The following is a 20,410-nucleotide window of genomic DNA, read 5'->3' as shown; positions in this document are numbered from 1 at the left end:
CAACCTAACCCTAATTATTTCAATGGACCAAGTTTCTATTTATTGGATGAGGCGTGACCTTCGACTGGATGATAATAAAGCCTTATCAGAGGCTCTAAAGTCCGACCATCCGGTTTTACCCATATTTATTTTTGACAAGCATATCCTGGGCGATCTCAAGGAAGATGATGCGCGGGTGACTTTTTTATATAGAAGATTGAAAGAGCTTCAGGAGGAATTGCAAAAAGATTACGACAGCTCAATCAAGATTATTTATGACACCCCAAAGCAGGCCTTTGAATCCCTTCTGAAAGAATATGCGGTGCAGGCGGTATTTACCAACAGGGATTACGAGCCATATGCCAAGGAGCGGGACAGTATGATTAAGGAGATGCTGGAGAAAAAGGGCATTCCGTTTTATGATTTCAAGGACCAGGTAATTTTTGAAAAGGATGAAATAAAAAATGGCAGTGGGGAAGTGTATAAGGTTTTCACTCCTTACAGTAAAAACTGGTTGTCCAGGCTTTCTACAACCGAGGATGCGCTCAAAACCAATCGCCTGCAGCAAAACTTTTATCCCAAGACACCCAAATCCATTCCCAGCCTGAAGGAAATGGGCTTCAAGCCTTCTTCTACGGAATTTCCTTCGAGGAATGTCAATGAAAAACTGATCAAAGAATACGGAAAAAACAGGGATTTCCCGGCTATGGATGCCACCTCCAGATTGGGGATGCACTTGCGGTTTGGGACAATCAGCATCCGCAAATTGGTTAAAAAGGCCCAAGAGTTGGATAAAACGTTTTTAAATGAGTTAATTTGGAGAGAATTTTACATGATGATTCTGGATGCTTTTCCAGAGGTGGTGGACAAGGCCTTCAAACCCCAGTATGACAAGATAAACTGGCGCAACGACGAAAAGGAATTCAAGGCTTGGTGTGAAGGCAAAACCGGCTACCCTATGGTGGATGCGGGCATGCGGCAGATGAATGCCATCGGATACATGCATAACCGTGTCAGAATGGTCACGGCAAGCTTTTTGACCAAACACTTGCTGATAGACTGGCGCTGGGGGGAGGCCTATTTTGCAGAAAAACTTCTGGATTACGAGCTTTCCTCCAACAATGGGGGCTGGCAGTGGGCCGCCGGTTCCGGTACAGACGCCCAGCCATACTTCCGGGTTTTCAACCCCGAATCCCAGCTGGAAAAGTTTGACAAGAATCGTGAATACGTCAAAAAATGGATCCCCGAATTTGGGACCGACAAATACCCCGAACCCATTGTGGAGCACAAGTTTGCAAGGGAACGGGCATTGGAAGAATTTAAAAAAGCAGTCAAATAATGAACATAGGCGACAAAGTACGCTTGCTACACGGCAATGAACAAGGCATCATCACCAAAATCTCCTCCGGTGGACGGATAGAGATTGAAATTGAGGATGGTTTCCGCATTCCGGCCATGAAGAGCGAGGTGGTAATCATCCATTCCGCCGAAAGACAATATTTCGGAGACGGAGTGGTGGAAGAAAAGCCTACCATTGCTACCAAAAACGTGATAAAGTCAGCCGATGGCGTTTTTCTTTGCTATTTGCCCTTGAATGACAAAGACCACAGCATCTACCTCAGCAACAATGCGGGTAAAAGCTACCTCTACATGGTCTCGGAGGTCTTCGGAGACAATAGTCGCACAGTTTCGGCAGGGACTATAAACAGTGGCTCGTACGTAAAGCTGGATGAAAAAAGCATAGCCAATTTTGAAGAATGGCCAACGCTTCACCTTCAGATGATCCCCATTAATTTGAGGACCGAGAAAACACATACGCCTTTCGAAAAAAGGGTCAAATTCAAAGCCTCCGCTTTCTTTAAAAGCAAGGGAAAAGCCCCGCTTTTAGGAAAAGACGGCTATGTTTTCAACCTCACCCAAACTACCAAAGACCTTGACATCAAGGCCCTAAATGAGGATTTGAATAGCGACAAGAAAACACCCACCAAACCGCATCAATTTGAAAGACCGGCCCAGTCGGTTGATCTGCACATTGAAAAGCTCACCAAAGACCACCAGTTTATGAGCAACAGCGAAATGCTGAAATTACAGCTGGAGACGTTTGAAAAAAGCCTAGATGCGGCGATTGCCACTGGGATGGATGAGATTTCATTTGTCCATGGGATTGGCAATGGGGTTTTAAGAAAAGAGATCCACAAGGCCCTTTCCCAAATGAAGAACATCAAGTATTTTCAGGACAGTCAACAGAGCAGGTTCGGCTATGGCGCTACCCTGGTGAGAATAAAATAAGCGATGAATCCGGATAAAATCTCCCCTGTATTTCAGCTTTTCGCCCAGCAATATGATGAGGGCCATCGGCTTTTTGAGGAGCTGTGCAAGGCCATGAAAACCAAAAAAGTCATTGTGCTGGAAGAAAAACTCATCTTCATCGAGATCTATTTGCAGCTTATGGCCAAGATCCACTTTGAGGAGGAGAACCTGAAATTCAAATTGTTCAAGCCATTTTCCCATCTTTTCAAATGCCTGAAGAAAGTTCTCCATTTGAAATTGATCCGGGATGAGTTTGTCAGAAAAGGCGGAGGTGAAAATTTCAATTCGTTTAGCCAGTTTTTGGAAACAGAGAAAAAAGAGCTTTATTCGGAGGTGTTTGATCTTCTTCAGCGCTTTCCGCACAATGCCTGGGAAGAGCTTTATGATGAGGTACTCAAGCTCAGCAAAGGCTTGAAACCTTTGATGATCAATACCGCCACTACTAAAATCATCAATGAGGAGGTGGAGTATTCCCACTTCGACTCCCTTCATGAGATGGACGCCATCTCCATCAAGGACATTTACGAATCCTTGCAAACCATCATTGCGGTTGAAAACTTCCGGATTGTCTCGGGCCTCAACCCTGTTTTTACCAATCCCATCCACGATGACCTGAACAAGCTGAGCAATTTATTGCTAAAGTGGTATCAGAATCATCTTTTATTCCAGCAGCTAACCTATTTCTTTTCGGAGAAGGAAAGTATAGGAGAGAAATACAAAACCCTGCTGGACACCATCAAAAAGGACAAAAAAAAGCTGACCACCAAAGTGATCAGCCATAGTAAAGAATTGTTTACAGAACGTTTGAATTAGATTTTCTCCAAAGCGGCGGCCAAATCATCTTTTAGATCCTCGGCGTCTTCCACCCCCACGCTCAACCTGATCAGGGAGTCGGATAAGCCCACCTTTTCCCTGTCTTCCTTGGGTATACTCGCATGGGTCATGGTAGCCGGATGGCCGCATAGCGATTCCACACCTCCCAAGGATTCGGCCAGTGAAAACAAGCGGAGACTTTCCAGAATCTTGGTCGCATCTTCGATTTTATTTCCCTTGAGGGTAAATGAAATCATCCCACCAAAATCCCTCATCTGCTTTTTGGCGACTGAGTGGTTAGGGTGGTCCTCAAAGCCTGGCCAGTAGACCTTCTCCACCTTGGGGTGTGTGCGCAGATAGGCAGCAATGGTTTTCCCGTTTTGGCAATGCCTCTCCATCCGCAAATGCAGGGTTTTGATACCTCTCAACACTAAAAAGCAATCCTGGGGACCTGGCACGGCTCCACAGCTGTTTTGGATAAAGGCCAATCTTTCAGCAAGTTCATCATCATTGACGATTAATGCCCCCATTACCACATCTGAATGTCCGCCCAAATATTTTGTAGCAGAATGCATGATTAGATCAGCTCCGAGGTCAAGGGGGTTTTGTAGGTAAGGAGTTGCAAACGTATTGTCCACTCCGAGCAGGATATTGTGCTTTTTGGCAATCTTGGCAATGGCCTCCACATCAATGATGTTCATCATCGGGTTGGTAGGCGTTTCTGTCCAGATCAGTTTGGTATTTTCGTTGATATAAGGCTCAATGGAAGCCGGGTCGGCCATGGAAACAAAATGGAATTTGATGCCGTATTTGACAAAAATCTTGGTAAAAATCCTGTAGGAGCCTCCATAAAGATCATTGGTACTGATCACCTCATCACCCGGGGAGAGCAGCTTGATCACCGCATCAATAGCGCCCATACCTGAAGAAAAACAAAGTCCATGTTTGCCGTTTTCCAAGGCCGCCAAGCTCTCCTGCAAAGCCGTACGGGTGGGGTTGTGTGATCTGGAATATTCGTAACCTTGGTGGTCACCGGGAGACTTCTGCACATATGTAGAGGTCTGGTAAATGGGCGTCATGATGGCCCCTGTGGTAGGATCAGGCTTTACCCCTGCATGTATGGCTTTGGTTCCAAATTTCATGTTGAATCTAATAATTTAAAGGTGAAAAGAGGTGTGGTTTTAAAAAACACTTAGATTTGCCCCAAATATGGGTAAAAAAGATTCTATTTTCAAACGCATAAAACTTATACTCACTTCCAACCCGGTGATTATTTGGGCAATGGCCTGGGTAAGCTTTATGCCCTCAATCGGAAGCTTCTTTTTTATCAACCACCTTTACGGCAATACTGAAAAATTCCGGATGGTTGATGTACTCGATTTTAACGTGCTGTTTCCCTTCTTAATCATTTCTGCCAGTGTGATGGGACTGGCCTTGATGCCAACCACCCTGGTGGCGATCATCACTGGTTTTTTGTTTGGCTGGGAGGCTTTCCCAATTTTGGCGGTTGCCTACCTATTTGCCACAGCCATAGGTTATCTGTTGGGAAAAAGGTTGGACCATAACAGTTTGGAAATTCTTTTGGAAAAATACCCCAAGGCCCGACAGGTGATTGCTGAAAAGCAGGATCAAGTGTCCCAGCTGATCTTTTTTGTCCGCATCAGCCCCATCATCCCCTTTGCTCTTTCCAACCTCCTATTTGCGCTGCTGAGAGCTGATCTGAAAAAAGTGATCTGGGTGGGCTTTCTGGGAATGCTGCCGAGAACACTTCTGGCCTTCACCACTGGCATCATGGCCAAATCTATGCTTGAGGCCTTCAGGGAAGGCAACAACCTTTACCAAATGCTCATCTTCTTTGCCCTACTCCTGCTCAGCATTTGGGGCATCACCAAAGTAGTTCTAAACTTCGTCAAAGCTAGTAAATAACAGGCTAGGGATTTAAAAGGGGCACGGAGTTTCACAGAGCTCCTCCTCAATTCTTATTCAACTCCGTCTGGATAAACTCATTCAATTTCTGCTGATACTTGGAGTTGTCCCCTTCGTAGGTTGGCGTAAAGCCTTTTTTCTCAGGGAAGGTCTCCATATGCAAAGTCTGCGTAGGGAAGGCGAACCTTACCCCGATTTTGTTGGCCAACTTCACCGTCTGGATCAACAGGTCATGTCTGCCCTGCAATTCCTCCTGCCAGGTGCCCACTTCAAAAAACACATAGAACATCACATCAAGACTATAGGCTGAAAGGTTGTTGAAGTAAATGTTATAGTAATCTTTTCGTGTAGATGGATGCTTGACCACCATCTCCCTCAATCCCTGCACAAACATATCCACCAGCTCAGGCGGAGTGTCGTAGGTAATGGTCAGGGTAGTATTAAACCTGCGGTACTTCCTAAGCCCATGGTTGTCAATGGTCATATCGGCCAGTTTTCCGTTAGGGACATATACCAGGGAATTCCGGAAGGTCCTCACGCGGGTAGAGCGGAAACCGACTTCCTCCACAGTCCCGTCAATATCCCCGCTGCTGATCCAATCCCCCACCTGAAAAGGCTTGTCGATAAAAATCATCACCGATCCGAAGAAGTTTTTGATGGTATCCTGCGCGGCAAGGGCAAAAGCCAAACCACCAATGGACAAACCTGTAAGGAACGGCACAATATCCACCTGAAGGCCATCTTTCAAAATAAACAAGACCCCGATGACCACCACAAAGGCCTTCATGGTTTTTCGAACCAAAGGAACCAGCTGGTCATCCAGCGTAGACTCCGTCTTAAGAGCCAACTTCTCCAGATAGAGCGAAATAATATCTACCAGCTTGTAGAAAATAATAGTTACAATGAAAGGCTTGGCAGCATTCAGCAGCAGTACCACCCATGAAACCACCTCTATTGGCAACTGTAGGACTCGGATAAAGATCGCCAACAGCACCACAATCAAATAAATACTCACTAACCTGGCTACGGGCAGCAGGTATTTTTCGGCTACTTCCCCATAACCTGATTTCTGCAACACAAAGAAAAGCACCCTATCCACAATAAAGGTGAATGCTTTGTGGGCTGTAAAAATCAACAGGATGAGAAGGAATAGGCCTATCAATTGCCAAAGCTGCAAGCCAACATACTGTTTTTCGCCTAATTGGGGAAGTACATTCAGTAAAGTTGCTGTGCCCAAAGGATAGGTCTCCGCATGTAGCTCCTCGATATGCTCGACCGTGAAGCGGGAAAACTTCCATTCGTCGTCCACCTTTTCCAGGAAAACCCTTGGTAAGCGGTGGGTATCAAAAAAGAACTTTGCTTCTTGGTTATGCAGGCTGTCTCGGAAATCAGCTTGTGTTGGGATTTCTCCCATCCTTACCAGCACACCGTTTCCATCAAAAATCTGCTTTAGCTTAATGGCCAAATCTTGGGCGTCCTTATGCGGTACGCTACCCGTTTCCAAAGCTCTTGCCGCAACCTCCGGCCGGAATGTATCCTGCTGCAGGTTATATAAAAACGTCAGCGTGGTATTATAAGGAGTAGATAAGTTGTCATATTCTGCCGGGTCCACCGGCAACATGGACTGATCGGAAAATACCTGCCCCTGTCCTTGATGCACAATCAATGCTGATACAATCAGACTGAAAAGCAAACATTTCAATAATCTCATTACTTAATTCTTTTAGGCAACTGCCTTAGTACGGCATTCTAAATTCGAAGAATGTTTTTTCGTGGATATTATAGATCCTGTATTCGTTTCGGCTCGATGAAAAACGGATATCGACGGGACTGCCTCCACTCAACGGCTTGGTGTTCAACAGTTCCCCCTTTAAGTTATACAGGTAGATGAATTCCTGATTTCCATCGATGACCACAAAGATATTCTTATCCCCTCCAAAAGAAAACAGTTGAAACTTCAATTCTGGCGAGGAAAGGTTTTTCTCAAACAGCACATTGGTTTCGGTATCCATCACCGTCACCTTGTTGTAATCATGCACCACAAATAAATATCGGTCAGCCGCCTGGTCTTTCACCAAATGAAAGGAACTGCTTCTGTCGGGTCTTAGAAGTTGTTTTCGGTCGGTAAATTCCCCTTTAAAGTTCACCCGGATCACCTCACCCTCATCGGTGACGGTGACCAATTGGCTTTCAGATGTCCGGCCGCGCTGCTGAAGGACATAATTAGTATTCACACCCGAACCCAGTTGCAGAGGCTCCCCAAATTGGTTTTCCCCTTTTCTATTGAACATATGCAATTGTCCGTTTTGATTCAAAGCCACCATAAAATCCCCCATAGCTGGAATGGTGTGATGAGCTGGTTTGCTGGACAAGGGCCCAGAGGTATTTCTGGGTGACCAGCCGTCTAAAATCTCACCATGCTTGTCAAAAAGGTATAGCCCCCCACTTGTAGAGGATGCAAATATCCTGTAATCCCGAGTGTTTTCATAATCCAAAAGGTTGACGAATTGAATCGCTTGGGCATTGGGAAGCTCAAAGGGAAAATTGGGCAAAGGATTGCCAAGACGGTCCAGTCCATATATGTATCTATCTGTGGCGAAAACCATCTGGAGCTTTCCGTTTTTATAATAATCCATCTGGAAAATCTCCGTCTTGATTGGGCCATCAATCCGCTGGCTGAAGACCAAATCCCCATCATGGGTTACCAAATGCACCCTGTCCCATTCATCCTGCACCAAAAATTCCACGTTGCCGTCCGTGAAATTACGTTGGACTTTGGGTCCGTAGGTTAGGTCTGCATTAAAAGTAACAGACAGGTTTTCCTCCAAGAATATATCCTTACTTGCCCTGACGGGTGCCAAACCATATCCCAACTGAATCTGTATGTCTTGGTTTTTTCCTTTGTCCTCCAGCTTAACGGAAAGTACGTCGAAGGCCTTGATCTGGGGGGCGAATTTCTGAAGGGTGGATGACCAAGAAGGGGATGCGTGGTGAAGCAGGCCATTCCAAACCCGCTGAACATTGGCCACAAAGTTATAACCGTAGCTTTTATCCACAGCTTCCATTATCCTTTTCTGGGACAAGGTTTTGCCCCAGGTATTATCATTCTCCAGATCATCCAAAAACCTGCGTACGGCTTGGATATTATTGCCCCAAACCAGAACGTCTTCATGAAAGGTCACGAAGGTGTTTGGGAACCCTATGAATTGTCCCTCGAAAAGATGAGCCGGAAACTCCTCATCCCGAATAGCGAAGATTTCCTTATTTCTATGATAGTCATATACACTGCTAACGGAATTTGTAGCCGAAAAATCCTTCAGGTGCTGGAGCTGAACGGGCATTTCCTTTGTTTTCAACAGTAATATTTTATCACCTGAACCTACACCAGTCTCCTCCATATGAAGAAAAGCCACTTCACCGGTAAGATTCTGGAAGAATTGCTCTTTCGAAAAGCTCTTATCTATATCCCCCGCCAGCGTACTTTTTGCATCAAATGCCTTGTTAGAAATATCATGGATCTGTCGGGGATCATTTACTTTATATTGGGTAAAAAGTGCCGTGCGGTTTGGTGTGATAGCACCAAATACATGTTGCCTATTGCCTTCCAGCCTTGGGAATTTCACCTTGTTTCCTCCCTGATACAAGCTCAGCCCATGAAGATTGATGGCACCGTCGCTGAAACTCACATTCAGGTTGGCGGACATCTTGTTCTTTTGAAACACCTCTACCACATCCATACTTCCATCACGGTTTACGGCTTGGATAAGCCTAGCCAGTCCGGGCGTCCCTAGCCTCAACAAACCAGCGCCATCAGCTGTAGCTTTGGAGTCATACAATTCGCTGAATTCTTCTTTAAAGCTTTTTTGCTCACTGGAACGGGCCCGCCTGATGGCATCTTCTACCAAAAATGAGGTATAGCTGGCTACCAAGGTATTATTGATAAATGCCAGGGAAATGGTCCTGTCCTCTTCCAGCCTATGCTCAAAAATCCTCACTCCGCTATAGGCGCGGGAATTTTTGGTGATATTTTCCAAAAAGCTGTCTTCGAGATTGGAAAGGAATTTTTCACGGTCACTGGTGTTTTTGAAGGCAAGCCCGAAGAGCACGCCCAAATCCTCCCTACCCACGGCATGTAGGGAAAGCCCGAGTTGGCTCCCTTTCAGCGAGCGGTCCAGTTGTCCACCACCACCCAAGAGGCTGTCCAAGGACACGAGTTGGGATTCAAGTTTCTTGAGTGATTCTATTTCGGAAAGTCTTGCCCATATGGGCTGATCCACAAGTTGGTTCCAGGCATGGATGGGGTCAGTGGACTCATAAAGCAAGATGGCATCTGCGGGGACAAGTTCCTCAAAGCGGTAGTTCTTTTTGTGGCTTGAAAAACCAACGTAAAAGACACCGCCGGCAACGATGACCAAAAGACAAAAAGCAAGCAGCAACTTGGCAGTTTTCACTGGTAGGAAAGGTTAGGATTCTGTGAAATTAAAACTGGGAAAAGCCTCTGAAATTATACCCAGCTGCAAATAAATAAAAATTCCCGACCTAATCGGCCGGGAATCCATTAATTTATAGGAATTTGACCTTATTTCTTAGCCAAATTGTCCAACACCTCCATCACTTCTTTCACGTGAGTTCTAGAAGTTTCCAAAAGCGCTTTCTCGTCTTCGTTCAGGTCAAGTTCGATTACTTTCTCGATACCGTTTTTACCCAAGATCACTGGTACACCTAGGTAGCAGTCATCGATCCCGTACTCGCCGTCAAGCTTGATACAAACCGGGAATACTCTTTTTTGGTTTTTGACGATTGATTCCACCATCTGGGCGGCAGCAGAACCTGGCGCATACCATGCAGAAGTACCCATCAATTTCACCAATTCACCGCCACCAAACTTGGTTCTTTCGATGATGGCATCCAATTTATCTTTTGCGATCAATTCCGTAACCGGGATTCCGGCAACTGTAGTGTATCTAGGAAGAGGCACCATGGTATCGCCGTGACCACCCATTAGGATCGCCTGGATTTCTTTTGGTGAAATGTTCAATTCTTCAGCGATAAAAGCTCTGTAACGGGCAGTATCCAAGATACCTGCCATACCCATCACTTTTGTTCTTGGCATATTTGAAGTGATGTGAGCCTGGTAAGTCATCACGTCCAAAGGATTGGAAACCACGATGATGATGGCATCTGGAGAATGCTTGATCACATTTTCGGTTACAGACTTCACAATACCGGCATTGGTTTCGATCAAATCATCTCTGGTCATCCCCGGTTTTCTAGGAAGACCTGAAGTGATTACCACCACATCAGAGTTAGCAGTTTTGCTATAATCATTCGTGCTTCCTACAGTCCTGCTATCATAGACATTGATAGGAGCTTTCTGCCAAATATCCAAAGCCTTGCCTTCCGCAACGCCTTCTTTGATATCTACCAATACGATTTCTTCGGCAATTTCTCTATAAGCCAATACATCGGCACAGGTTGCACCAACATTACCAGCTCCAACTACGGTTACTTTAGTCATATTATATGTTATGGATTAATTTGTTAAAAACTTGAAATGCTCCGCTAAGATATTAAAGAATGCCTGCTTTTTAAAGTTTTCAGAAGAATAGTTGGCGGATAAGTGCCTTACTTTTAAATGAAAAAACATTTTCTCTTCAAAACAGAAATCATCACTCAAACATTTGGGAAAGATTAAAAAAGCCAAAGGAAGATTTGTAGGATTTGAACATCCTTAAATTGTTGTCATTATAGTATTCTGCCAAAGAGGTAATCATTTTCGATTTTATCTGTGAGTTGTTGGCAAAAACCTCTTGGATCGCATAGCTAGGAAACACCATCAGTTCGGCCTGCTCAGAGGCAATGATTGCCGTATAGAGCCGCTTTTTATCCTCCAGGAGGGCATTTTCCCCAAAACAGGCAGGCTCCTCCAGATTCATGATGGTCTCAAAGTCATCCTTGATATCAATGGTCAGCTTAACCTTACCCTGCTTGATGATATAAATTGCCCCGCTCGGGTCATTGCTGAAAAAAACCACTTCATCCTTCACATACTTGCGGTAATGGATAGCCGGCAGAAATCGCTCCAATTCACTATGACTCAACCCTTCAAAGTAGCGAACGTTGGACAAAAAGTCAAAAACTTCCAACTCAGACTCGGTGTATTTTTTCTTAAACGGGTTTAGCATGGTTACTCTTTTTCAGTTTTTTTGATGTGCAATACAGTTTTGCTCCCTTTTTCAACTTTGTAGCGGTCATCCACACGGTAACCTACCACCCACATGACCTCCCCACGGGAGCACAGTACTTTTACCTGACTTTTGTAAATAAGGGGAACTTTCAAATCTATTAAAAAATCACTGATTTTCTTAAAATTCTTCATGCCCAAGGGTCTAAATCTCTCCCCTTCCCGCCAGTTTCTCAACTCCAGAGGAAATTCAACCTTATCCAGGTCAAACATCCCGCTGCTGGGCCTGGTATCCAGCTGGGTGAAAGGTGTAAGCGACATTTCAAACATCTCTCCATTTATCTCAAAACCCTGGTCGGAGGCTGCAATAAGCTGGCTTTCCTTCGAGCTTTCTCGTTTTTTGCCAAGGATCAAAAACTCCCTATCGATATTCAAAACCGCTTGCGAAGAATGGAAACTCCCCCCGGTATTTCTATTGCGTATAGCCTGGGCCAAATCTTCTACCTGAAAATAATTGAACCCAAAATCCCTTAACCAGTAAAAAAGCACACTTTTAAATCCAGGGATCTTCAGCAAGTCAGGTATGGACAACTTTTGGAACGCCCCTTCACTTTGCAAGTGACCCTTCAGCCATTCATTTTGAAAATGAAAATAGGCCCTACCGGTATCTTTCACCCTTCCGAAACTCCTGATCATTACTTCCATGGCAGCAGGATCTTCCTCTGTCAGCAATGGCAGCACTTTATTCCTCAAGAAATTCCTTTTATAGTCGCTGTCCTGATTGGAACTGTCCTCCCTCCAAGAAAGGCCTTCCTGCTGGGCGAAGTCCAGTAATTGCTGTTTGGAAAAAGCCAGAAGTGGCCTAATCAATTCACCTTTTACTTCAGCCATTCCATAAAGCCCTTCAATCCCCGTCCCCCGTAGCAAGTTCAGCATGATGGTTTCCACTTGGTCGTCCAAATGGTGGGCAACGACCGTACCGGCCAGTTTTTGCTCTTCGACTAGGGAATCAAACCAGCCATATCTGAGATCCCTGGCGGCCATCTGGGTGGAAATGCCGTTTTCGTATGCGTAGCCCTTTGTGTTGAAATGCTGCACAAATATTTCTTTTCCCAATTTGGCGGCAAAATCCCTGACGAACTGCTCGTCACCGTCGCTTTCCTTTCCCCGAAGGCCAAAATTACAATGGGCCAAAATGAATTTTATTTTGGCCATTTGCATTAGGTAGGTTAAAACTACGGAATCCAACCCGCCACTTATAGCAATAAGATAGGTTTTGTTGGAATCCAAAAGGTTTTTTTCCCGTATATGACGGATAAAATGGTCAAGCATAAACCAAAAATACCATTTTCTATTAAATTTGGCGTTTAGTCTCAAGAAATGATCATAAAGAATATATTCCTCTGCTGTATATTAATCCTCGCCGCCCTGCCCCAAGCCTGGGCACAAGGCAATAACCAGCTTGAAATCCTGAACGCCGAAAACCTTTACGGTGGCAAAGGAGTGGAGAGATTGCTCGGCGATGTGAGGATGAAGCATCAGAATTCCCTTATCTACTGCGACTCGGCCCATTTCTACAGCCAGGACAATTTTGCCCGGTTATATGGGAAGGTGCGCATCGTGGATCAACAGGACCCTGTGACTACCACCAGCCGCTATGCCGAGTACGATGGGAATACCCGTATCGCCAAACTTAGAAACAATGTGGTTTTCAAAAATGAGGAAACCACCCTTTATACCGACTACCTGGATTACGACCGCTCTACCGGGGTGGCCAATTATTTCAACTTTGGCCGGGTGATCGATGATATGAACGTCCTGACCAGCGACAAGGGCGTTTATGAAACCCAGATTGAGAAAATTACCTTTACCGATGACGTGGAGCTGGTAAATCCGGATTATACCCTGCGTTCAAACATCCTATTCTATTACACCATTCCAAAAACCGCCGAGACGGTGGACATCACCAACATCGTCTCCATCGAAGGAGACAAGCTCAATGCCCGAAAAGGCAGTTTTTACGACACCCAAAACAAGAAGTTCAGGTTCTACGAGGGAGATGTGGAAAATGAGACCAGTATTATTTCCGGGGACATCCTGTATTTTGACGAGGAGGAGCAGTATTACGAAGCCCAGCGGAATGTGAGCATTTACAACAAGGAAAGGAAAATGGAGGTCTTCGGCGAAGAAGGCAAATATTGGGAAAACCGGAAATATTCCAAAGTTTACGGCAACGCCTTGGTGATGAAATATTTCGAGGCAGACACCATGTATCTGATTGCCGATACGCTCATTTCCCAAGACAGCGAGATAGACGCCGAGCGGTACATGACAGCCTTTAAAAACGTAAGGTTGATCAAGGGGGAGCTCTCCGGAAGATCAGATTCCCTGGCCTACATCTATTCGGATTCCACCATCTACCTGTATGATGACCCCTTGCTTTGGAATGACAAAAGCCAGATTAAAGCGGACAGCATCCATTTTACCATTGCCAATGAAAACATTGACCGCGCATACCTGCGCAGGAATACCTTTGCCATCACCAAAGACACCCTCTCCAACTTCAACCAGATAAAAGGGCGAAAGATGACCGGGTTCTTTCTCGACGGCGAAATGCACAAACTCGACGTAGAAGGCAACGGGCAATCCCTCTATTATGCGCTGGAAAAGGACACTTTACTAAAGGGGCTCAACAACCTGCTTTGTGGACGTATTATGATGCATTTTCAGCAGGGGCAGATACAAAGGATCAACCATGCCGGCAAGCCGGAGGCCAATTTCAAACCGCCCCATTTGTTCAAAAAAGAGGATGAGCGCCTGGAGGGCTTTGTTTGGCGGGAAGACGAGCGCCCAACTATGGACATGATGATGGCCTGGAGGACTCCTATCTTCCGAAACAGGGAGGATGAAATCAATTACTTCGAAGAGTATGATATTAGACTTCCATACCCGACCGATGAGATGATACAGCCATATTTGATTCAGGAAATCCCGTTAAACATCCCGATAAGAAGGGACGAATAGCGCTATCTGCCCGCAACGAGCATGTTGCAAATAAATTTCATAGAGGTTAACGAAATTTAACCGATAATGCTTTAAAAGTACAAACCTTCTCAGTAGTTTTATAGTATATATTACTTAGCAACACTATTGATTATCAGGCTTATCGATTAAACTTTACATGAACCGTCTCTGTGTTTTCCTCTGCATGCTTTTAATGCTTGTGCAGTACCCTGCCGAAGCCAGACAGGTACGTGTGCTCAATGATGCCATTGAGTTTACTGGACCGATCAATACTATCCAGCGAAAATCCCTCCTCCTTCAAAACGAATCTAGCTCAGACAAAACTTATACGCTTAAGTTTCTCCGCGGCAACATTGGCTCGAGCCAAAACCTCAAACTTTGCATCGGCGACAACTGCTACAACCTGAAAAAGGATGTGGGAAAAATCAATTTGAACTTAAAAGCCGGCGAGTTGATTACAGACTTATACTTGGAGTTTGAATTGGGCATCACCGAAACCAAAGGCACTTTCGACCTGCACTTCAGCAACGTGGGCAACCCACGGGATGTCTTTATCCTGGAGGCAGTCTACAACGTGATCAATGGCGACAGTGGCAATGAGGTACAGCATAAGGATATCGCCATCGGAGCGGCCTACCCTAACCCAAGCAACAACATTGCACAGATAGATTACGAATTGAAAAACCCGAACGCGCATGCACGTATTGTTGTCAACAGCTTTATTGGTAATCCAGTTTATGACTTTTTGCTGGACCCTAGGCAAAACAGCCTTGTCATCAATGTGGCCGACCTCAATCCGGGGGTATATTTCTACACCTTAATTGTGGATAACAAAAATATTGTCACCAAGAAGCTCGTTGTGAAAAAATAGGACCCGCCAAGCACCTGCCTAGAAATTTGATACAGAATTAAAATCCGCTATATTTGCAGTTTAAATTATGATGAAAAGAGTATCTTTATATATAATCGCTTTACTTATTACCGCAACCGTGAGTTCCTGTGGGAAATTCTACAAACTGGAGAAAAGCACCGATTGGGACAAACTGTATAGTGCCGCTAATGAGTACTATGAAAAAGGTGATTATAATAAAGCAATTATCCTTTACGACAAGGTGTTGCCGGTAATCAGAGGGAGTGAAAGGTCAGAATTGGCGGAATTCAATTATGCGTACTCCCACTTCAGAATCAAGCGCTACATAGAGGCAGCTGGTTATTTCAAAAGCTTTTATGACACCTATAACCGAAGCCCGATGGCTGAAGAGGCGTTGTTTATGAACGCTTATGCACTTTACTTGGACGCTCCAGATTTCAACTTGGACCAGAGAAGTAGCCGTGATGCGGTAAATGCCATTCAGCTTTTCATCAACCGTTTTCCTCAGTCTGACTCATACGAGCGGGCCATGACCATGATCGATGACCTTCAGAGGAGATTTGAGGAGAAAGCTTACCAGGAGTCCAAAATGTACTACAGACTTACCGAAGGGCTTTTCCCAGGTGAGTTTTACAGAGCATGTATCATCAACTTCCAGAATTTTGCTAAAAGCTATCCTGATAGCAAATACAACGAGGAGCTTGCCTACAAACTAGTGGAAGTGAGTGCCGCATATGCCGAAAGAAGTGTCTTCAACAAGAAAGAAGAGAGGCTTAACCAATCCATTAATTTTGCCGACACTTTTAAAAGAAGATACCCCAACAGCGAATTCGGAAAAAAGGTAGAAAATCTATTTACCAAAACCCAGTCAGAGCTAGTGGCCCACCAGAAGCTTAAAAAAGAATACGATGCGCGCACGGCCGCTGCCAAGGAAGCCGCTGAAGAGGAAAAAAGAAACAAAGAGGCTACTGAAGCCCTTAGAAACGCAGATAATCAAGGAAATTAACAAAACAGATAATATGGCCATTAATCCTTCAATTGTAACCAGAGATTTAGAGAAAATCGCAGAAAAGACTGGAAATCTTTACGAATCCCTTCACGTGGTATCTCAAAGAGCCAAGCAGATTTCTTCCGCACAGAAGGAAGAGCTTAACAACAAACTTTCCGAGTTTGCCTCTACAGTAGACAACCTCGAGGAAGTTTTTGAAAACAAAGAACAGATTGAAATCTCCAAGTTCTACGAAAGAATGCCAAAGCCTACTACATTGGCAATGGAGGAGTTTATGGAAGGAAAAGTATATTTCAGAAAAGTAGAAACTCCTGAAGAGTAAGCATGCAATTGCAAGGTAAAAGGATACTATTGGGCGTCACCGGCAGCATTGCTGCATACAAGGCCGCCCATCTTACCAGGTTATTAGTAAAGGAAGGGGCAGAAGTACAGATTATCATGAGTACTTCTGCTCTTGATTTTATTACCCCCCTGACTTTGGCTACCCTATCCAAGAAACCGGTATTGGAGGCATTCTACGACCGCAAAAGCGGTGAATGGAGCAACCATGTTGACCTTGGGCTTTGGGCCGACCTTTTCCTTGTGGCGCCAATCAGCGCCAACACCCTGAGTAAATTTGCCAACGGCGGATGCGACAACCTGCTTACGGCTACCTATCTTTCCGCACGCTGCCCGGTGATGGTGGCTCCTGCCATGGATCTGGACATGTACCAGCATCCATCCGTAAAGGCCAACCTCGACAAAATCGCCTCATTTGGCAACATTATCCTGGAAGCTGAAAGCGGGGAATTGGCAAGTGGCCTAATGGGGCAAGGTAGACTGATGGAGCCCGAACACATTGTGGAGCGGGTCATTGAGCATTTCAGTGCCCAGCAGGACTTTAAAGGAAAAACCGTTCTGATTACAGCCGGTCCTACCCATGAGGCCATAGATCCAGTGAGATTTATTGGAAATCATAGCAGTGGAAAAATGGGAATTGCGCTGGCCAATGCACTTGCACAGCGCGGAGCTGATGTGAAGCTGGTATTGGGCCCCAGTAGCCTTTCCGCTTCCCACGACAACATTACGACCATCCCAGTTAAAAGTGCCGAGCAGATGTTTGAGGCATGCAAAAAGCACCACCCCATGTCTGACTACTGTATTTTTGCTGCAGCAGTAGCTGACTATACCCCTGAAGAGGTCGCCACCCAAAAAATCAAGAAAGACGATGATGACATGGTCATCCGACTCAAAAAGAACGTGGACATCGCTTCCACGCTGGGGAAACAGAAAAAAGAACATCAAGTGCATATAGGTTTCGCTCTGGAAACCAACCAAGAAGAAGAAAATGCCTTGGGCAAGCTCACCCGCAAGAATTTTGACATGGTCGTGCTCAACAGCATGAACGATAACGGGGCGGGATTTCAGCACGACACCAACAAGGTAACTTTCTACTTCAAAGACGGACATAAAGAGCCATTGATGCTTTTGCCCAAAACAGAAGTGGCCACCCAGATCATCCAGGCGATTAAAAAAATCAGTTCGAAAAATTGATTTGACCATATTTCGTTATCTTTAATGAGATTTGAGCCATCACGGGCTCCTGTTAGCTGGCATCCATGAAACACACCTTTCTCATATTGATCTTCTTTTTCTTGGCAAACCAATTGTTTGCCCAAGAGCTGAACTTTACCGTCACCATCAACAGTGACCGGGCAAGGACGCAGGAAAGGGAGATTTTTGAGACCATGAAAAACACCTTTGAGCAATTCCTCAATGGCAGAAACTGGACAGATGATGAGTTCAGGCCGGCAGAAAGGATAAAAGGCAACATGCTTATCACCATCAACGACATGCCCCAGGTGGGGCTTTTCAACGCCACCGTACAGGTGCAGACCGTCAGACCGATCTACGGCACCAATTATGAGAGCCTGATCTTCAATTTTGCAGACCGTAGCTGGACCTTCGAATTTCTGGATTCCCAGCCCCTTGAATTTAACCGAAATACATTTCTCAACAACATTACCTCCCTCCTAGCCTATTATGCCTACGTTGCTATAGGGGTGGATTATGATTCTTTTTCCCCTCGAGGAGGAGACCCCTATTTTGAAATTGCGTCAAACATCGTATCCAATGCCCAGCAATCCCCTCGCCCTGGATGGAGCCAAAGTCCAAGCGATCGAAGAAACCGCTACTGGCTTTCCGACCAGCTTTACACCTCCCAGGTGATGGTTCCGGTTAGGGATGCCTACTATCTCTACCACAGAAAAGGATTGGACTTGTTAGGCAACAAGCCTGAAGAAGCTTACAAAAACATGCTGGAGGCCATCAAAAAGGTCGCCTCGGCTAACGATGCCCAGCCCAACAGTATTTTGGCGATCACCTTTATGGATGCCAAGTCCGATGAGATCAGCAAAGTCTTCAAAAATGCCCCCATGGATATCCGCAAGGAGGCTGTGGACGTTTTGCTCAAAGTGGACCCCAACAATTCAAGAAAGTACAACGATATTTTAAAAGGTTAGTCTCTGCATGCTTACAAATCTTAGCATTTCCAATTATGCCCTTATTGAATCCTTAGAAATGACGCCTGACCCTAGGCTGAATATGATAACCGGGGAAACCGGCGCAGGTAAATCCATCATGCTCGGGGCAGTGGGACTTCTACTTGGCAACCGGGCAGATGTAAAGTCCCTTTTTGATGAGGAAAGGAAATGTGTGATCGAGGGACAATTTCTGATTGAAGAATATGGCCTGAATGACTTTTTTGATGCCAACGATTTGGACTATGAGCGCCACTGCATCATCCGTAGGGAAATAGCCCCTTCCGGAAAATCCCGCGCCTTTATCAATGACACCCCGGTAAAACTCGAAGCCTTAAAGACTTTGGGCAAAGCCTTGATGGACGTGCATTCGCAACATGACACTTTGCTACTCGGCGCCAATGAATACCAGCTTTCCCTATTGGATGCTTTTGCCCAAAACCAGGAAATAAAAACCCAATATTCACAAAGTTACAAGTCCTTTCAAAAAGCCAAAAAGTCTTATGAAAACATTTCAGCCCAGGCTTTTGAGCTAAAAAAAGAAGCAGAATTCAACAAGTTTCTCTTGGAAGAACTTTCAACCCTCCAGTTAAAAGAAAACGAGCAGCAGGAACTGGAAGAGCAACAGGAAATCCTCGACAACGCCGAGGAAATCAAGTCTAAAATCCACGAATCACTGCAAATCTTCAACGGTGAGGAAATGGGCTTGCAAAATCTTATCAGCCAACTCCAACAGCAGCTTAACCAACTTTCCAAGTTTGGGCAGCGCTTTGGGGAGCTGAAGGAAAGGTTCCAGAGCGTAGCCATCGAGGCTATAGACATAGCCGCCACCTTGGAAGATGAGGACGGCAAGATTGAGGTGGATTTTGACCAGTTGGAGACCATCAGAGAAAGGCTTAGCAAGATCTATCACCTGCAGCAAAAGCATGGGGTGGATTCCGTAGAAGCGCTTATGGCGATAGAAAGTGACCTTGCTGACAAGGTGCTCAAAGTGGAGAACCTGGATGACGAGCTGGAAAAGCTTAAATCAGAATTGGAACAGGCAAGAAAGCAGCTTTTTGCCCAGGGGGAAAAGCTTAGCAAATCCAGGCAAAGCATCTTCAAACCTTTTGCCGATGAGGTAACTGGCCTGCTGGCAGGACTGGGCATGGAAAATGCCAAAATTGAAGTAAACCGCAGCGGCATCGACCCCGCCAGTTCCGGCATGGACGAGGTGGAAATCCTCTTTTCAGCCAACAAGGGTGTGAAACCACAGCCCATCAGGCAGGTGGCCTCTGGAGGGGAGTTCAGCAGGTTGATGTTTGCCATCAAATATATCATGGCCGACAAGATGGCTCTGCCGACGCTTATTTTTGACGAAATTGATACGGGAATTTCCGGAGAGGTGGCCCTTCAGATGGTCAAGATGATGCAGGAAATTGCCCTGAAGCACCAAGTTATTTGCATCAGCCATTTGCCACAAGTTGCTGCAAAAGGAGAAAAACATTATTTCGTCTACAAAGACAACAGTACAAACCGCACGATCAGTAAAATCCGCCTTTTGGAAAACGAGGAGAGGATCCAGGAAATCGCCAAGATGATCGCCGGTTCCAACCCTTCGGCCACGGCCTTTGAAAATGCCAAAGAATTGCTCAGCCTGTAAGGGTTAACTTTTATAACTACCTTATTCTCAGATTTATTTTGCCATTTATCGGTGAGTTTCCACTACTTTGTTATGGGTAGAATAGTGGGTTTAAGTTAAAATTATTTAATTTTGCCCTTCATTCAGAACCACC

The 20,410-nt window shown here is 45.2% G+C and carries 17 protein-coding genes; 11 read left to right on the top strand and 6 right to left on the bottom strand.

From position 1 onward, the window contains the following. Nucleotides 1-22: 22 nt before the first annotated feature. From KIH41_RS07650 to KIH41_RS07640, 3 genes are read left to right on the top strand one after another with little or no spacing between them, the layout of a single operon-like run. The gene (locus tag KIH41_RS07650) at nucleotides 23-1,318 is read left to right on the top strand and encodes a cryptochrome/photolyase family protein (RefSeq protein WP_214162054.1); all 1,296 of its coding nucleotides are present in this window, start codon (nucleotides 23-25) and stop codon (nucleotides 1,316-1,318) included. Then, nucleotides 1,318-2,268, top strand: a complete 951-nt coding sequence (locus tag KIH41_RS07645; RefSeq protein WP_214162053.1) for a Smr/MutS family protein — start codon at nucleotides 1,318-1,320, stop codon at nucleotides 2,266-2,268. Before KIH41_RS07650 ends, KIH41_RS07645 begins: the two co-directional genes overlap by 1 nt. 3 nt (nucleotides 2,269-2,271) lie before the next feature. Beyond that, a complete protein-coding gene (locus tag KIH41_RS07640; protein WP_213943514.1) occupies nucleotides 2,272-3,102 on the top strand; it encodes a hypothetical protein in 831 nt (276 codons plus the stop codon). Here KIH41_RS07640 and KIH41_RS07635 read toward each other — a convergent pair. Continuing rightward, a complete protein-coding gene (locus KIH41_RS07635) occupies nucleotides 3,099-4,244 on the bottom strand; it encodes a cystathionine gamma-synthase (protein ID WP_214162052.1) in 1,146 nt (381 codons plus the stop codon). The two genes, KIH41_RS07640 and KIH41_RS07635, sit on opposite strands and share 4 nt — an antisense overlap. Nucleotides 4,245-4,311: 67 nt before the next feature. On the opposite strand from KIH41_RS07635, the gene KIH41_RS07630 reads away from it, so the two are divergent. Then, the gene (locus tag KIH41_RS07630; RefSeq protein WP_246539016.1) at nucleotides 4,312-5,028 is read left to right on the top strand and encodes a TVP38/TMEM64 family protein; all 717 of its coding nucleotides are present in this window, start codon (nucleotides 4,312-4,314) and stop codon (nucleotides 5,026-5,028) included. A 46-nt stretch (nucleotides 5,029-5,074) separates the two neighbouring features. Here the strand turns inward: KIH41_RS07630 and KIH41_RS07625 are convergent, their stop codons facing one another. From KIH41_RS07625 to tilS, 5 genes are all read right to left on the bottom strand, one after another. After that, nucleotides 5,075-6,739: a mechanosensitive ion channel family protein gene (locus tag KIH41_RS07625; protein WP_213943512.1), complete on the bottom strand. Its 1,665-nt coding sequence runs from the start codon at nucleotides 6,737-6,739 to the stop codon at nucleotides 5,075-5,077. Between the two features lie 25 nt (nucleotides 6,740-6,764). After that, nucleotides 6,765-9,479: a hypothetical protein gene (locus tag KIH41_RS07620; RefSeq protein ID WP_214162051.1), complete on the bottom strand. Its 2,715-nt coding sequence runs from the start codon at nucleotides 9,477-9,479 to the stop codon at nucleotides 6,765-6,767. Between the two features lie 128 nt (nucleotides 9,480-9,607). After that, nucleotides 9,608-10,546, bottom strand: a complete 939-nt coding sequence (mdh, locus tag KIH41_RS07615; RefSeq protein WP_213943510.1) for a malate dehydrogenase — start codon at nucleotides 10,544-10,546, stop codon at nucleotides 9,608-9,610. 151 nt (nucleotides 10,547-10,697) lie between these two features. Beyond that, complete coding sequence (locus KIH41_RS07610) at nucleotides 10,698-11,213, bottom strand: Crp/Fnr family transcriptional regulator (RefSeq protein ID WP_213943509.1); 516 nt, start codon at nucleotides 11,211-11,213, stop codon at nucleotides 10,698-10,700. A gap of 2 nt (nucleotides 11,214-11,215) precedes the next feature. After that, nucleotides 11,216-12,544 (bottom strand): tRNA lysidine(34) synthetase TilS, encoded by a 1,329-nt coding sequence (gene tilS / locus KIH41_RS07605; RefSeq protein ID WP_214162050.1) that lies wholly within the window; start codon nucleotides 12,542-12,544, stop codon nucleotides 11,216-11,218. Between the two features lie 48 nt (nucleotides 12,545-12,592). Between tilS and KIH41_RS07600 the strand changes: the two genes are divergently transcribed. The 7 genes from KIH41_RS07600 to recN all read left to right on the top strand — a co-directional run bounded on the left by KIH41_RS07600 (nucleotide 12,593) and on the right by recN (nucleotide 20,277). Continuing rightward, on the top strand, nucleotides 12,593-14,236 hold the full coding sequence (locus tag KIH41_RS07600) for an OstA-like protein (protein WP_214162049.1): 1,644 nt from the start codon (nucleotides 12,593-12,595) through the stop codon (nucleotides 14,234-14,236). Between the two features lie 157 nt (nucleotides 14,237-14,393). Beyond that, the gene (locus tag KIH41_RS07595; RefSeq protein WP_213943506.1) at nucleotides 14,394-15,107 is read left to right on the top strand and encodes a T9SS type A sorting domain-containing protein; all 714 of its coding nucleotides are present in this window, start codon (nucleotides 14,394-14,396) and stop codon (nucleotides 15,105-15,107) included. A gap of 70 nt (nucleotides 15,108-15,177) precedes the next feature. Then, entirely contained in the window at nucleotides 15,178-16,113 is a 936-nt protein-coding gene (locus KIH41_RS07590) for an outer membrane protein assembly factor BamD (protein ID WP_213944167.1), read from the top strand. 13 nt (nucleotides 16,114-16,126) lie between these two features. Further along, nucleotides 16,127-16,438, top strand: coding sequence for a DNA-directed RNA polymerase subunit omega (locus KIH41_RS07585; protein WP_213943505.1), 312 nt, complete (start codon nucleotides 16,127-16,129; stop codon nucleotides 16,436-16,438). 2 nt (nucleotides 16,439-16,440) lie between these two features. Beyond that, nucleotides 16,441-17,649, top strand: a complete 1,209-nt coding sequence (gene coaBC, locus KIH41_RS07580) for a bifunctional phosphopantothenoylcysteine decarboxylase/phosphopantothenate--cysteine ligase CoaBC (protein WP_214162048.1) — start codon at nucleotides 16,441-16,443, stop codon at nucleotides 17,647-17,649. 65 nt (nucleotides 17,650-17,714) lie between these two features. Continuing rightward, complete coding sequence (gene porD / locus KIH41_RS07575; protein ID WP_214162047.1) at nucleotides 17,715-18,617, top strand: type IX secretion system protein PorD; 903 nt, start codon at nucleotides 17,715-17,717, stop codon at nucleotides 18,615-18,617. A 7-nt stretch (nucleotides 18,618-18,624) separates the two neighbouring features. Then, nucleotides 18,625-20,277: a DNA repair protein RecN gene (gene recN, locus KIH41_RS07570; RefSeq protein ID WP_214162046.1), complete on the top strand. Its 1,653-nt coding sequence runs from the start codon at nucleotides 18,625-18,627 to the stop codon at nucleotides 20,275-20,277. The last annotated feature ends 133 nt before the right edge of the window (nucleotides 20,278-20,410 follow it).

It is taken from the genome of Litoribacter ruber, assembly GCF_018500185.1.
In the GTDB taxonomy this organism is placed as follows: domain Bacteria; phylum Bacteroidota; class Bacteroidia; order Cytophagales; family Cyclobacteriaceae; genus Litoribacter; species Litoribacter ruber.
Note: the sequence above shows the minus strand (reverse complement) of the source record. Positions and strands in the feature narration are given on the sequence as shown.

Excerpts from the sequence above, each read along its gene's own strand:
- KIH41_RS07650 (WP_214162054.1), top strand. The coding sequence starts at position 23 with ATGGACCAAGTTTCTATTTATTGGATGAGGCGTGACCTTCGACTGGAT.
- KIH41_RS07645 (WP_214162053.1), top strand. The coding sequence starts at position 1,318 with ATGAACATAGGCGACAAAGTACGCTTGCTACACGGCAATGAACAAGGC.
- KIH41_RS07640 (WP_213943514.1), top strand. The coding sequence starts at position 2,272 with ATGAATCCGGATAAAATCTCCCCTGTATTTCAGCTTTTCGCCCAGCAA.
- KIH41_RS07635 (WP_214162052.1), bottom strand. The coding sequence starts at position 4,244 with ATGAAATTTGGAACCAAAGCCATACATGCAGGGGTAAAGCCTGATCCT.
- KIH41_RS07630 (WP_246539016.1), top strand. The coding sequence starts at position 4,312 with ATGGGTAAAAAAGATTCTATTTTCAAACGCATAAAACTTATACTCACT.
- KIH41_RS07625 (WP_213943512.1), bottom strand. The coding sequence starts at position 6,739 with ATGAGATTATTGAAATGTTTGCTTTTCAGTCTGATTGTATCAGCATTG.
- mdh (WP_213943510.1), bottom strand. The coding sequence starts at position 10,546 with ATGACTAAAGTAACCGTAGTTGGAGCTGGTAATGTTGGTGCAACCTGT.
- KIH41_RS07610 (WP_213943509.1), bottom strand. The coding sequence starts at position 11,213 with ATGCTAAACCCGTTTAAGAAAAAATACACCGAGTCTGAGTTGGAAGTT.
- tilS (WP_214162050.1), bottom strand. The coding sequence starts at position 12,544 with ATGCTTGACCATTTTATCCGTCATATACGGGAAAAAAACCTTTTGGAT.
- KIH41_RS07600 (WP_214162049.1), top strand. The coding sequence starts at position 12,593 with ATGATCATAAAGAATATATTCCTCTGCTGTATATTAATCCTCGCCGCC.
- KIH41_RS07595 (WP_213943506.1), top strand. The coding sequence starts at position 14,394 with ATGAACCGTCTCTGTGTTTTCCTCTGCATGCTTTTAATGCTTGTGCAG.
- KIH41_RS07590 (WP_213944167.1), top strand. The coding sequence starts at position 15,178 with ATGAAAAGAGTATCTTTATATATAATCGCTTTACTTATTACCGCAACC.
- KIH41_RS07585 (WP_213943505.1), top strand. The coding sequence starts at position 16,127 with ATGGCCATTAATCCTTCAATTGTAACCAGAGATTTAGAGAAAATCGCA.
- coaBC (WP_214162048.1), top strand. The coding sequence starts at position 16,441 with ATGCAATTGCAAGGTAAAAGGATACTATTGGGCGTCACCGGCAGCATT.
- porD (WP_214162047.1), top strand. The coding sequence starts at position 17,715 with ATGAAACACACCTTTCTCATATTGATCTTCTTTTTCTTGGCAAACCAA.
- recN (WP_214162046.1), top strand. The coding sequence starts at position 18,625 with ATGCTTACAAATCTTAGCATTTCCAATTATGCCCTTATTGAATCCTTA.